This window comes from Pseudooceanicola sp. DL12 (genome assembly GCF_056270665.1).
Genome location: NZ_CM149884.1, coordinates 235,459 through 249,188 on the forward strand (window position 1 = coordinate 235,459; position 13,730 = coordinate 249,188).

Annotated in this window: 10 protein-coding genes; 3 read left to right on the top strand and 7 right to left on the bottom strand. The window is 64.3% G+C overall.

What is annotated here, in order from left to right; all coding sequences use genetic code 11:
• Positions 1–24: 24 nt before the first annotated feature.
• The 4 genes from AC0WR5_RS01140 to AC0WR5_RS01155 form a co-directional block, all read right to left on the bottom strand.
• Positions 25–1,578 carry an ABC transporter substrate-binding protein gene (locus tag AC0WR5_RS01140; RefSeq protein WP_475866186.1) on the bottom strand — a complete coding sequence of 518 codons (1,554 nt, stop codon included), beginning with the start codon at positions 1,576–1,578 and terminating at the stop codon, positions 25–27.
• A 68-nt stretch (positions 1,579–1,646) separates the two neighbouring features.
• Positions 1,647–2,525, bottom strand: a complete 879-nt coding sequence (locus AC0WR5_RS01145; RefSeq protein ID WP_475866188.1) for an ABC transporter permease — start codon at positions 2,523–2,525, stop codon at positions 1,647–1,649.
• 21 nt (positions 2,526–2,546) lie between these two features.
• Positions 2,547–3,467, bottom strand: a complete 921-nt coding sequence (locus AC0WR5_RS01150) for an ABC transporter permease (RefSeq protein ID WP_475866190.1) — start codon at positions 3,465–3,467, stop codon at positions 2,547–2,549.
• Entirely contained in the window at positions 3,464–4,210 is a 747-nt protein-coding gene (locus AC0WR5_RS01155) for an HAD hydrolase-like protein (RefSeq protein ID WP_475866191.1), read from the bottom strand. Before AC0WR5_RS01155 ends, AC0WR5_RS01150 begins: the two co-directional genes overlap by 4 nt.
• 133 nt (positions 4,211–4,343) lie before the next feature.
• Here AC0WR5_RS01155 and AC0WR5_RS01160 point away from each other — a divergent pair, with 133 nt between their 5' ends.
• Positions 4,344–5,228 carry a LysR family transcriptional regulator gene (locus AC0WR5_RS01160; protein ID WP_475866193.1) on the top strand — a complete coding sequence of 295 codons (885 nt, stop codon included), beginning with the start codon at positions 4,344–4,346 and terminating at the stop codon, positions 5,226–5,228.
• An 11-nt stretch (positions 5,229–5,239) separates the two neighbouring features.
• Here the strand turns inward: AC0WR5_RS01160 and AC0WR5_RS01165 are convergent, their stop codons facing one another.
• On the bottom strand, positions 5,240–5,968 hold the full coding sequence (locus AC0WR5_RS01165; protein WP_475866195.1) for a Hint domain-containing protein: 729 nt from the start codon (positions 5,966–5,968) through the stop codon (positions 5,240–5,242).
• Between the two features lie 475 nt (positions 5,969–6,443).
• Between AC0WR5_RS01165 and AC0WR5_RS01170 the strand changes: the two genes are divergently transcribed.
• Positions 6,444–8,288 carry a putative bifunctional diguanylate cyclase/phosphodiesterase gene (locus tag AC0WR5_RS01170; protein ID WP_475866197.1) on the top strand — a complete coding sequence of 615 codons (1,845 nt, stop codon included), beginning with the start codon at positions 6,444–6,446 and terminating at the stop codon, positions 8,286–8,288.
• Positions 8,289–8,298: 10 nt separating this feature from the next.
• On the opposite strand, the gene AC0WR5_RS01175 is transcribed toward AC0WR5_RS01170, so the two are convergent.
• Positions 8,299–10,593, bottom strand: a complete 2,295-nt coding sequence (locus AC0WR5_RS01175; protein ID WP_475866199.1) for a response regulator — start codon at positions 10,591–10,593, stop codon at positions 8,299–8,301.
• 77 nt (positions 10,594–10,670) lie between these two features.
• A complete protein-coding gene (locus tag AC0WR5_RS01180) occupies positions 10,671–11,042 on the bottom strand; it encodes a response regulator (protein ID WP_475866201.1) in 372 nt (123 codons plus the stop codon).
• Between the two features lie 130 nt (positions 11,043–11,172).
• Here AC0WR5_RS01180 and AC0WR5_RS01185 point away from each other — a divergent pair, with 130 nt between their 5' ends.
• Positions 11,173–13,728: a CheR family methyltransferase gene (locus AC0WR5_RS01185; RefSeq protein ID WP_475866203.1), complete on the top strand. Its 2,556-nt coding sequence runs from the start codon at positions 11,173–11,175 to the stop codon at positions 13,726–13,728.
• Positions 13,729–13,730: the final 2 nt, after the last annotated feature.

A 13,730-nucleotide genomic window follows, 5' to 3' on the forward strand; every position in this document is an offset into this window, starting at 1 on the left:
GCCCGGCCGGCGGTCATCAGGCGTTTACTCGGCGTCGTAGGAGACGGCGCCGGCGCGGAAATCGAGCACGTAGGGGATGTGACCCGGCTGCGGCTTCCAGTTGAGCGACTTGGTCATGCCCCAGCTCTCGTAGGGGCGGTAGAGCGGCAGAACAGCCGGGTCCTCCTTGATGTGCTCCATCAGCTCGGCATAGGAGGCGCGGCGTGCCGAGACGTCTTCGGAGAAGCGGAAGCGGTCCCATGCGTCGGCATAGGCCGCATCGGTGTTGAAGCGACCCTGGCCTTCGGAGGGGCCACCGGGGGCCCACATCACGCCGAAGCTGCCGAAGGGATCGGCGAAATACATCGGGTTGGACCAGTTGCGGGCCATCATCTCGGGGTCGCCGCCCGACCATTGGTCCTGCACGTTGATCTTGCCGTTGATGCCGACGCTGGCCCACATTTCCATGATGGCTTGGGCCGCGATCAACCCGTTGGTGTAATAGTTGGCCGCGGTGTCATAGGTGATCTCGAAGCCGTCATAGCCCGCTTCCTTGAGCAGTTCGCGTGCCTTTTCCGGATTGTACTCGAAGGTTTGCAGGTCGGGCATGTAGAGGTCGCCCATTTCCTCCATCGTGTGGGTCGAGGGCACGATTGCCTTGCCGTCCCAGAGGGCCGCGTTCAGGGCATCGCGGTCGATCGACAGCATCATCGCCTGGCGGATGCGGGGATCGCGCAACTTGGGGTGGTTCTGGTTCATGATCATGACGTGGAAGAGCGCGGTGGCCGAGCCCTCTGTCTTGAGGTTCGGATCGGCATTGACCAGCGGCAGCTGATCGGGCGCCAGGTTGGTGATCAGGTCTACCTCGCCGGTCTTCAGCGCGGTGATCCGGCTGGCATTCTCGTTGATGCGCTGCACGCTGACGGTCTGGAAGGGCGCGGGGTCGCCCCAGAAGTCGTCGAACCGTTCCCAGACGAGCTTCTGACCGGGCTGGAACTCGGCGATGCGATAGGGGCCGGTGCCGACGGGGGCGAGCGAGAAGGCCTCGAAGTCGCTGTCCTCGGCCACGTCCGGATCACCGGTCAGGGCCTTGGTGTAGTCCTCGGGGACGATCATCAGCTGCTGCATCGAGACCAGTGTTTCCCAGAGCGGTTCCGGCCGGGCGGTGTGGATGCGCACCGTGTAATCGTCGATCTTCTCGGCGTCGGTGAAATTGTTCAGACGGTCCTTGGAGCGCACGACATAGGGCGGGTAGGTCGCCTGGAACATGCGGTTCAGCGAGAAGACGACATCGTCTGCGGTCATGTCCTCGCCGTTGTGGAACTTGACGCCCTCGCGCAGTTTCAGCTCCATCGTCTGGGGATCGATCAGCGTCCATTCGGTGGCGAGCGCCGGCTGCCAGACCGGCTCCATCTTGGAATGGTCGCGGTCGATCAGCGTGTCGAAGCTGTTGTAGTAGAACTGCGAGCCGGAGTTGGAATGGTCCTCGCCGGGATCGAGAGTGTCGCGCACGTTGGCGGCACCAACGTTCAGCGTCTGGGCCATGGCGGCGGGCGCGAGGCCCAGGGCCAGGGCGGTGGTCAGCATCAGTCGAAGCATGGTTTTCTCCGTTCGGTGAGAGAGTGTGTGAAGGGAATGCGCGGCGGCGGGGCGGCCCGCCGGCACGCTCAGCGGTCCTGCAGCCGGACGTCGGCCCGGTCCCTGAGCCAGTCGCCCAGGATCTGCACGGTGAAGGTGAGCAGGACGATCAGGGCCGCGGGGGCCAACACGATCCATGGGGCGATCGGCATGTAGTCGCGGCCCAGCCCGATCATCGAGCCGAGGGAAGGTTGCGGGGGCTGCACGCCGAGGCCGAGGAAGCTGAGCGTGCTCTCAAGGATCACGATGTTCGACAGCGACAGGGTGAACTGCACCACCAGCGGCGAGACGATATTGGGCAGCAGGTGGCGCCGGGCGATGTAGCCTGTGCCGGCGCCCGCGGTGCGGGCAGCCTCCAGAAAGGGCAGGGCGGTCAGGCGGCGCACCTCGCCGCGCAGGATGCGGGCGTATTGCTCCCACCCTGCGATGCCCAGCAGGATGACGAGGACGGTGATCGAGGAGCCGAGAAGTGACAGCACCAGCAGGGCGATCAGGGTGAAGGGGATGGCGATCTGCATGTCGACGAGCGCCATGATCGTTTCCTCGGCCCAGCCGCGGCGGATGCCGGCAACGAGGCCGAGCGTGCCGCCCACCAGAAGCCCGATCACCGCGCCGGCGAAGGCCAGGGCGAGGGTCAGCTGAAGGCCGTAGAGTGCGCGCGACAGCACGTCGCGGCCGAGCTGATCGGTGCCGAGGTAATGCCCGGGGCTGTAGCCGGAAAAGCCCATGGGCGGTTTCAGGCGGGCCAGCAGGCTCTGCTGCAGCGGATCGAAGGGCGCCAGCAGCGGGGCGAAGAGTGCGGCGATGACCAGCAGGGCGGCGAGCGCCAGGGCGATCTTCTGGATGACGTTGGTGGCGGGCGCCCTGCGGCGGAGCTTTGCGGGGATCGGATCGGCGAGGCTTGCCATGGGGATGGGTCCTTTCTGCCGTCAGGCCAGGCGGATGCGCGGGTCGGCCAGCGCATAGGCTATGTCGGTGGCGGCATTGATCAGCACCACGGCCACGGCCACGGTGATCACGCCGAACTGCAGCACGGGGTAGTCGCGGACGATGGCGGCGTTGACGAGGAGCTGGCCGATGCCGGGCCATGAGAAGATGCTCTCGACCACGACCGAGCCGGCGGCGGCCAGCGCCGCGATCTGCAGCCCCAGCACCGAGATCACGGTGATCGAGGCATTGCCGAAACCGTGCCGCATGATGACGCGGAACTCGCTCAGCCCCTTGGCACGGGCGGTGCGGATGTATTCCTGCCCCAGCACGTCGAGCATGGCATTGCGGGTGAAGCGGGTGAGAGCGGCGATCAGAACACCGGACATGGCGATCGTCGGCATGATGAAATGGGCGAGGCTGCCGTTGCCCACCACCGGAAGCCAGTTCAGCCAGTAGGAAAAGATCAGGATCATCACGATGGCGAGGATGAAATTGGGCACCGCATAGCCGGTAAAGGCAAGTGCCATCACCGCCGAGCCGATCCAGCTGCGCCGGTAGACCGAGGCCAGGACGCCGAGCGGGATGGCCACGGCGAGGGTCAGGCCGACGGCCGCCAGCAGCAGCTGGGCCGAGGGCCAGATCCGCTCGGCCACCACCTGCGTGACCTGCCGGCGTTCCACGAAACTGATGCCGAAATCGCCGGTCGCCGCGCCGCGCATGTAGGTGAGGTATTGCTGCCAGAGCGACTGATCCAGCTTGTAATATTCGATCAGGGCCTGGCGGCTTTCGGCGGTCAGCCCGTCGCCGAGGAAGGTGTCGACCGGGTTGCCGGAAAGGCGCGTGGCGACGAAGGTGATCGTGACGATGGCAAGGAGCGTGAGGATCATCTTGACCAGCACGCGCAGCAGATAGGCGGTCATGCGGAAGCACTCCTTTGCAGGTGCAGGAAGGCGATGCCCGCGGCCGTCGCGGCCAGGCCGTCGGTCAGGGGATTGTCGCCCACGAAGATGGCGTCTGGGGGAGACAGGCCGCTGCGTTGCAGGGCGCTGAGCAGCATCAGGGGATCGGGCTTGCCGGGGCTGATCCAGGTCAGCTCGGGGCGGATGGCCCGCAGGGCCGCCAGGAGGGCGCCGGTCTCTGCGACGGGGTGGCCGTCGTGCCCGGGGTGCGAGAGATCCTCGTTCGAGATCCAGAGCTCGGCGCCGCGACTGACGTCGGCCAGAAGTGCCCCCAGGTGATCGACGTTCACGGCCGGATCGCGACAGAGCAGGACGGTATCCGGAGCGGCATCCGCGGTTTCGAGGCCCAGTGCGGCGGCGCGGGCAGCCAGTGCCTCTGTTGCGTGCAGGCGCAGGCGCGCAGCGGCCCGGGTGCGGGCGAGATGTTCAAGCGCGATCTCGCCTGCCAGCAGGATGCGTTCCTCCGGTACCGGCAGGGCAAGAGTGGCGAGAAACCGCGAGAGGTCGCGGGCCGTGGTGTCGGACCGGTTGGAGATGATCCAGAGCCTGTTGCCGCAGCCCCGGACGAATTCGGCGGCGTCCGCAAAGGCACGGCCTTCCGCGATCAAACACCCGTCGAGGTCGCAGAGTACGATACGGGCCCCGGCGACGAAGGCAGGATCAAGGGTGGTGCAGATACGTGCAGGCGGCGTGGCGATGTCCAAGGCTCGGGCTCCCTTTGGGCGGGCCGTGGTGCGCCGCCGTCTTCGGAGCCGTGAATGACCTGTCACTGTGACGTGACATTGACGAGGCAAAGTCGAACTTGGGCCAATCCAAAGTACGACCAAGGGAAGCCGGGTGAGTCTCTCCATCGAACGTCTGAATGCGGTGCGCTGCGTCGCGGAAGCCGGATCCTACGCGGGGGCCGCGAGGCTGCTGGGGGTGACGCAGCCGAACGTTTCGACCCTCGTCAGGGGGCTCGAAGCGGAGTTCGGGGTGCATCTGTTTCGCCGCGAGGGCCTGCGCCTCGTGCCGACGGTCCTGGGGCAGCGGATCTGCGATGCGGGCGAGCGGATGGCCGAGGCGCGCGGAGAAGCCGAACGGCTGCTGCGCCGGCGGTCTTCGTTCGCACAGGGGGAAATCACCGTAGGTCTGGGCAACGTGATGCCGGGCATGGCCCTGGTGGCGGCGTTTCACCGGGCCTATCCCGGTGTGTCGATACGGGTGGAGACCGGCTCTCATGAAAAGATTACCCGCGCGGTCATGGTGCATGAAGTGGATGTCGGCGTGCTTCCGGAGGTGCCGCTCGACCGTCGCTTTCGGCGGCAGGATCTGGTGCGCAACGACGTGGTGGCCATCGTGCCGGCCGGGCACCGTATTGCCCATCGCCGCCAGGTGACGGCGGAGGAACTGAGGCGGGAGCCATTGATCTTCCGGGCGAGAGGATCTTCGACGCAGCGCGCCGTGGACCGCATGTTTGCTCGGACCGGAGGCGTGCCCGACCCATTCCTGACGCTGGACGCGCGGGACGGTCTCTATGAAGCGGTGGTCAACGGATTGGGGGTCGGTTTCGTCTGGCACCATGGCACCAGCCGTAGTGACGGCGTGCAGCGGCTGCGCATCGATGAAATGGACGGCATGGAGACCCATGAAACGGTCTTTGCGCTGTCCGTAGGTGGTGGGGATATCGTGGACGCATTTTTCGGCATGGCGCGCGCCTTCGAGGCGAGGGCGCCGGAATAGCCGCTTGGTCGTCAGTGCGGGGTTTGCGCAACGTTCATGATATTCGCGCTCAGGTAGGCGTCGACACCGCCCGCATGAGCCAGATCGCGCAGGATCAGTTCGCGGGCGTATTCGCAGGTGAGAACCGTGTAGTCGAGCGGGTTGCCGTCGTCCTCCTGGCGCATGTTGCGCCAGTGATCCAGGAGCGAGTCGGATTCGAACAGAAGCACGCCGCCCTGATCGGTCAGGACGAGTTGCGGTTCCTCGAACTGGACCTGGTAGAGGGACCGGTGACGCCCGGGCTGGATCCTCTCGATACCTGGCAGGACCTCGAGCGCCGTGGCCGGCACGATGATGAATGGGTCGCCAAATATCTCTTCGGCGGTATCGCTCTCGATCACGAGGCACTGCTTGGGGGCAAGCGTGCGATAGTTTGCCCCTCTCACCGTACCCATGGGCAGCGACAAGGGCCAGGTCTCCTCGGGCGGCGGAGACTTGAAGATGGAAAAGTGAAGGCTCTTGATGGATTTGATGGGCTGAAGACCATGATCGAAGGTGTGGATCAGGTCGCCTTCCTGAAGCGCGGCCGCGGGGATCGGGCCGTCGACGCCAAGCAGCGAGGAATCGGTGTAGATGCCATGGACGATGTCCAGCTCAGCAGAAATCCAGTCCTTTGAAGTCGCGCGCTCGGACGATCCGGCGTGTTGTCCGCCGACAAGCGCGCCTGGCAAAATGCCGAATTTCTCCCTGAAGGGCATCATTCCCCCGAAATGTTCATCAAGACTGGATGATCTCCTTTAAGAACCCAAAGAGCTAACAGCTTCTGAAATGCCGGCGCCTTCGTCCCGTAAAAGAGGGGGTATTCGAGCTGCCCAAGCGGTGTTCCGTGTCCGATTTTGACCGACTGTCGTGTTTGCAAATGCGCAGTGCGGGCAGGGCGGGGTTGCATTTGCGCCGCAGCGGCGCAATCAAAGGATTAATCAAATGTTAACGTATTCTGCGGACGGTCCCCTTGGGCATGTCTACCCCGGGGCCTGGTGCCGGTACAGGTGCGATCAGACGGGGTGGTGTGCGCCGGGACGAGTGAGCAGTAGTTATGACGCGACGGGATCGTGAGAGGCGGAGGTCTGGCTCTGGCAGGACCATGGGGGGGCGCGGCACAGTCAACTGGCTGTCGCCGGAAGGCGCGTGCGCCTGTCCGCTCGTCTGCCTCTCACAGTGGAGGTCACGCGTGTCATGATACGCATTGATACTCCGGTCGATCCTTCCGAGCTCAGGGGCGCGACGGGCGATTTCCTGCGAACCCTGCGGGCTGCGGTGCTGGATCTGCACACACGCAGCGGGGTTCAGGCGATCGTGGTGCAATTGTCGGGCATAGAAGAGGATGGGCTGAGCCTGCCCGGAGTGATGCTCGGCGAGACGAAAGTTGCCACGGCGCTTCAGGTCCTGGGCTCGGCACTGATGCGACGGTATCGGCCGGGGGCAGGGCGCCTGACCACGTCGTCGCGCGACATTTCTGGCGATCCGTTGCTGTCGGGCGCGATTTCTGCCGGCGGAGGCGCCGAGGGGATCGCGCGGGCACTGACCGGTTCGGACGGCCGTTGCCTCGGCTGTGTCTGCATGCAGATCCCTGACGGCAAGACGCCCAAAGAGATGGGTGACCTGAGCGAAGAGGTGCAGGCGATCGAGTTCATCGTCGCGACCTGGATGGCGCGCGTAGACCTCGAACGCGAGGTCATTGCATGTCAAAAGCGCATCACCAGGCTGCAGCGGCTGTCGGAGCTGGACGCGCTGACGGCGCTGGACAATGGCACGACCTTTGAAGGCAAGGTCAAGGAGAAGCTGTCGCAGCGGGGGGCCGAAACGCCGATGGCGTTCGTGCTGATCGACATTGACCACTTCAAGAGCGTCAACGATCTCTATGGGCACCAATTTGGTGATCTTTTCCTGAAGACCGTGGCCCAGGCCATCGTGGATTCCTTCTCCTGGGATGCCGTGGTTGGGCGTCTGGGTGGCGATGAATTCGGTGTGCTGATGGAGCTGCCGTCCAGCAACGGCAACTACCTCCGCGCCACACTGGCCCGCTGTCGCAACACGATCCTGCGGGCCACCGCCTATCTGAACAAGCCCGACCTGGGACGGGTCAGCATCGGGGCGGCGGTCTTTCCCGAACATGCAGCGGAATACGATGTGCTCTACCGGCGGGCGGACTTGGCGCTCTATGCCTCCAAGACCTCGGGGCGCGGGGTTTCGAACATCTATTCGGAACAGATCGGAGATCGCTTCGATTATTCCGAATTGTCGCGCAGTTTCCGGCGCGCCTGCGAGGAGGGGCAGGTTGTGCCTTACTTCCAGCCCATGGCGGACTTGCAGACCGGCGAGATCCGGGCCTACGAGGTGCTCTGTCGCTGGGATACGCCCAAGCACGGGTTGCTGTCGCCACAGGATTTCTCGTCGATCTTTACCGATCACACACTGTCGACAGTGCTGACCCGGCAGATGGTGGAGACTTCGCTGGAGCACTTTGCAGCCAGGCGACGCGCCAGTGGCGGAACCGAGAAGATCTCGCTCAACCTGACGTATTTCGACCTGATGGACCGCGAGTTCGTCTTTGATTTCCAGAGCGTTCTGGCCAATTGCGGGCTGACCTGGGATGCGGTGATCGTGGAGGTCCAAGAGACCGTCGTCCTTGGTGAGACCAATGGCCAGATCTTTCGTTCACTTGAGGAAATTCGGCGCCGCGGCGCGGAGATTGCCCTTGATGATTTCGGGACGGGCTATGGCGGCCTGCGCCACTTGAAGAACTGGCCGGTCGATATCCTGAAGATCGACAAGTCCTTTGTCAGCAACCTGAGTTCCGATTTCAGGGACCGTGCCATTGTCGGCTCTATCGTGACCCTGTCGCGGGAGCTGGGCTTTCGCGTGGTGGCGGAAGGCGTGGAAACCCAGGACCAGATCGTGGTGCTGCGCGAGATGGGCTGCGACCTTGCGCAAGGCTATGCCTTTGGAAAGCCGCAGGGTGCGGAGAGCTTTCTGAGTGAGGTCACTGATCGCCGGGACGAGACAATCCACCCGGTCTGAGGGGCGCGTGTCAGCGAACGGAGGTGGTTTGCCGGGACTCGCGCAGTCGTGCGATGGTCTCTGTCAGCAGGGCCACGCCAACGGGTTTGCGCAGGAACGTCCCAGGCATGACCTGCCCGGGCATCTCTGCTGAGGGAGGTGTTGCCTGGCCCGACAGGTAGATCACCGCAAGGTCAGGCCAGAGGCGGCCCAGATCGCGGGCAAGGACGTAGCCGTTCATGTCGCCGGCCAGGCGGATGTCCGTGATCAGCATCTCGAAGGGCTCTTCGGTCCGGGCGAGAGCCAGGGCATCGGCCCCGTTGTCGACCCAGGCGATATGGGCGCCGAGCATCCTCAGCGAATCCGTCAGGACGTCGCCGAAGAGGGGGTCGTCCTCGGCCACGAGGAGGCGAAGCCCTTCGAGCGTCCTGGGTGCATCTGCGGCGAGCGATGCCGTGTCCGAGGTCGCCGCATCATGGGTGCAGGGAAGGATCAGCGCAGCAGCGCTGCCACCAGCCTCCGGCGCCTGGTGCAGGACAAGGCGGCCCCCGGCCTGTTCCAGGAATTCTTCGACCGCGCTCAGCCAGGCGGTTGTTCGGCCGGACGCGAAACTGTCCGGGGCATTGCCGGCAACCTGAATGGAAACCTCGGCCCGTTCGGGCCGCGCCGACACGGTGATCCGGCTGCTTTGGCCGCGGCTCTCTCCGTGTGCCGCGTTGATCAGCGTGAGGAGGGCGCGGCGCAGGGCCTCGCGGTCGCAGGCAAGCATGATACCTTCGGGCAAGGGGGCCAGCGTAAGTTCGGCGCCGGCCGGCAGGCTGCGCCGCGCCAGGTCCGTCGCCTGCCGTAGCAGGGGCGCGAGGGCAAGGTGGTCGTCCAACAGCATGGTGGCCTGTTCGGGCTGTTGGCCGGGAGTGATCAGGCGGACGCCACGATCACAGGCCGCACGAATGGCCGCAAAATGCCGCTGCTTGGCGCTCTCGTCCCGGGCCAGGGCGCCGGTGTCGGCTGACAGGCGGATCACACCGAAAATGTTCGAGATATCGTGGATGAACTTGTGCGAGGCGCCCTTGTCCGGGTCCTGCACCTGCGGCAGAGGCGCCGGCGCGGCATGGGTTTTCAGCGTCCATGCATCGGTTTCGTCTGTCACTGCGATGATCCAGAGCGGTTCTCCCAGCGCATCCGACGTGCGCCCGGCGGCAAAGTTCACCGCCCGCTCCGTCCTGTTCTCGTCGAAATAGGCGACGGTGATTTCTCCGAGGTCCGGGTCTTGCAGCAGGCGCGAGGCCGGGCGTTCGGAAGGCCGCAGGGCGGCGCGGCTGTCGGCCATGTGAAAGCGGGTTTCATAGAGCCAGCGCTCGGGGCCGAGGTGCTGCCCCGCGAGCCGGCTGGCCGCCCCGTTGAAGAGGCGGACATCGCCGAGCTGATCAAGCACGAAGATCGCGGTCGGCAGGCCATCCAGCACCATCTGCATCTGTTCTTGGGCGACGCTGTCGTGCTGGCTGGCGCTGTTTTCGCGCGCTGCACAGCGGAGAACGGCGATCAGGGTCAGCGTGACCAGCAGCAGGGTGAGGGCGACGAGCAGGAAGGCGCGTTCGCCCGGGCTGGCCGGATCGGCGAGAATGGCGATGACGCAGACGGCGGTGGGGCCGATGACGACGATCGGGACCATGCGTTGCGCCAAGCGGCTGCCCGGCCCGCGTCCGAGCAGCGTTGACACCCAGCCGTGTTCCGGATGGGCCAGCAGCACGGCGAGAAACAGCGCGAACAGGCAGAGAGCGGTATGAAGCGCCATGGACGTATAGGCAAAGATCGAAAAGAGCAGCTGTGCGTTGAAGAGATAACCGTCCACCGCCAAGAGCGTCATCAGTAGTCCGGTCGTGGCCATGCCGCGGGCGATCCGCCTGATCTGCGGGTCCGGCACAGCCTGCGTGCTGACGCAGAAGGAGGCCATCATGAGGCCGAGCGCCGTCCCGAAGGCCATGCTGTCGCCCGCTTCGATGGGGGCAAGCGGCGTGCTGATGAGGAGGTAGGCGACCTGAAGGCCAAGCCTGAAAGCCGCGTAGATCCCTGCCGCAGCGGCGAAGTAGACGGCCAGCTGGCGCAATCTGGGGTTGGCTGAGGTCAGGTGGACCAGATGTGCGACGGCGATCAGGGCGAGATTGATTGCCGTGCTCGGGACCATCGCCGGAAAGCTGGGCAGGATGCGCACCAGGCTGTCTATGCCGAGGAACCATCCGAGCAGGACCAGAAGGGTCAGGAGCAGAACGCCGAGCGAGATGCCCAGCGACCAGACCAGGCTCTGGCGGCGGCCTGGCGCGCGCAACGGAGGCACGACCGGGGCCCCGGGGTGGCCGAACAGTGCGGTCGCGGAGCCAACGCGTGGGCTGTTGCCGCCACGCTTCATTTCGAGCGGCTGGTCAGTTGCAGGACGAGACGCTCCAGTTCGACGAGGGTCGCGGTCTTGCGAACCTTGGCCTGAGCCATCCGGAGGCCCTCCTGCATGATGGGCGATTCGAGGATCTCGACCTTGCCGGTAATGATCACGATCGGAATTCTCTGATCGACGGACCGGACCTGGTGCACCAGCGTGATCGCCCCGCCGCCCTCCATGATGACATCGAGAAAGACGATATCGAAAGGCTGTGACTGAAGATTGGGGACGACGTCCTGCCCGTCCCTCAGGCCGACAACCTCATGGCCCAGCACCTTCAATCCGTCACAGAATGCCGCAAGGTATTCGGGATCGTCGTCGGCGATCAGAATGCGTGCCATGCGAATCTCCTTAACGTTGAATGGCGAGGTTGCGGCGCGGGCGGAAAAAATGTGACGGTGCAGGGGAACCCGGGGCAAGCGATGGCAAATGGACAGTAGCGGATCGAAATCGAAAGAGCGAGAGGAGGCAATGCCCCTCGTCGTGATCGGGGCTTCGGCGGGAGGGCTGGAGCCCCTTGAGGATTTCTTCGGCGTTGCACCGGAAGACGATGGTTGGTGCTATGTCATCATCCAGCACCTTTCGCCGGACTACCGCTCCATGATGGATGAATTGCTCGGGCGGCGCTCGCGGCTGAAGATCCGCCACATCGAGGACGGACAGGTGCTTCAGCCGAACACGATTTTCCTGAACCGGCCGAACTCCCTGTCGTGGCTGGAGGGAGACACCTTTCGGGTCAAGCCATTCGATCCCGAGGAAACCCTGCCGCATCTGCCGATCGACGCGATGTTCCGGTCCATGGCGCGGCTGGACACGGCCCGGACCTTTGCGGTCGTGCTGTCGGGCTCGGGCTCTGACGGGATGCGCGGCGCGCAGACCCTGCACGCCGCCGGCGGCACTGTCATCGTTCAATCTCCGAAGGAGGCGAGCTTCGGTTCCATGCCGAACTCGGTCCTCAACACCGGTGCGGTTGACCGGGTGGTCATCGCACGCGAAATACCGGACGCGATCCGCGCCTGCATCGAAGGCGGCGGCAAGATAGATATCACGAGAGTCGGCTTGGCGAAGAATACGGCACAGAGCATCCTGGAACTGCTCGAACATCAGCATCACGTGGATTTTTCGTCCTACAAGGCACAGAACGTCCTGCGGCGCATCGAGCGGCGGCAACACCTGCGCGGCATGGCGACAATCGAGGAGTATCGGGACCTTTTGGTGGCCAGCCCCGGCGCGTTGGACGAATTGTACCAAGACTTGCTGATCGGCGTGACCGAATTTTATCGGGATCCGGAGGCAATCGCCATCCTTCGGGAAAAGGCGCTGGATCCGTTGGTGGCCAATTCCACCGAGGAAAGTTCTCTCAGGATCTGGGTTCCCGCCTGTGCCAGCGGGGAAGAGGCCTATACCATCGCGATCGAGCTGAGCGAGGCGATGCGGGCAGCAGGTGTCGAACGCAAGTTCCGCATCATCGCCACCGACGTGCACCGACGCTCGATCGACCTGGCGTCGGCTGGCATATTCGCGGCCTCCGCGCTGGAGAAGGTGCCGCAAGATATCCGCGAGCGCTATTTTTCGCGCCATCGCGACCAGTTCGTGATCGACCCGGTCCTGCGGCAGACGATCATCTTTTCCGTGCACGACGTGTTGAGCGATCCGCCGTTCATGCAACTCGACATGATTTCCTGTCGGAACCTCATGATCTACCTCAGCGACGAGGCGCAGCTGAGGGTGATCTCGATGTTCCTATTCGGGCTGCGGCGCTCCGGCTATCTGCTGTTGGGCCCCTCCGAGAGCCTAGGACGCTACGCTCAGGAATTCCAGGTTATCAACGGGCGCTGGCGGCTGTTCCGAAATGCCTCGACCAAGCGTGTCGTCGACCGGGCGATGCTGTCGACGAGCCGGACGTCGCCGGCAAAGGCCGAGAGTGTCATGCCGGAGCGCCGCATGCCCCAGAGAACCGCCCACGATCACCCGATGCATGAATATGGCGGGCGACGCGACCGCGAGAACCTGATCCGCAGTTATGATGCTCTGTTGAAACGCTATGCGCCGTCCTCGATCCTGCTGACATCCGACGGCAGCGTGCTGGCCTGGTTCGGCGCTGCAAGCGCCTATGTCGATACGATGAACAACCTGGCGGACTGGACCGTCGAGGACATTGTCCATCCTGATCTGCATTTCACGATAAACGTGGGCATGGAGCGCTTGCGCCAGGGCCAACTGGAAACCTATGAGCGGATCGTGACCGTGGACATGGGCAATGGCGAGCGTCATCGCCTGACCGTTCATATCGAACCGCTGGAGCTCTATGCCACCACCCGGTTCCTGCTGGTTGGTCTGAAGCGGGACGGTTCGGACGAGGAGCAGGATAGCACCCCCGCCGAAGCTGGTGGGCCAGAAGAGGCGAGCCCGAGCGAGGATCAGTCCCTGCTCACCCGCCGGATCCGGGAACTGGAGCGTGATCTTCGGCTGACCGAGGAGACACTTCAGCACGTCACCGAACGCTTGGAAACCAGCGGCGAAGAGCTTCAGGCGTCGAACGAGGAGCTGCAGGCGTCCAACGAAGAGCTGCAGGCGTCCAACGAGGAATTGCACAGCTCGAATGAGGAATTGCACGCCGTGAACGAGGAGCTCCTGTCGGTCTCTTCCGAGCATGAGCGCAAGATCGAGATGCTCTCCGAGCTGAACCGTGACACCGAGCTGATCCTGAGCATCCTGAAGGTGGGCGTGATTGCGCTCGACGAGAACCAGAGGATCAGGCGGTTCTCGCAGTTGGTCAGCGAGGCCTTCAAGCTGGAGTCGCACGACGTGGACCGGACGCTGGGCGTGGTGGGGCCGAGACCGGATTTCGTGAACCTGGCAAACCTGGTGCGGCAGGTGCTGGACAGTGGAGAGCCGGCCACCCATTCCGGGCAGTACAACGACGCCGAGCTTACCATCCAGGCCGTCCCCTTCGAGCGCGACATCGACGACAAGTCGGAAAAGGGGGTTATCCTTCTCTTCTCCGGGGCGGAGATCTTTGGCTGAGG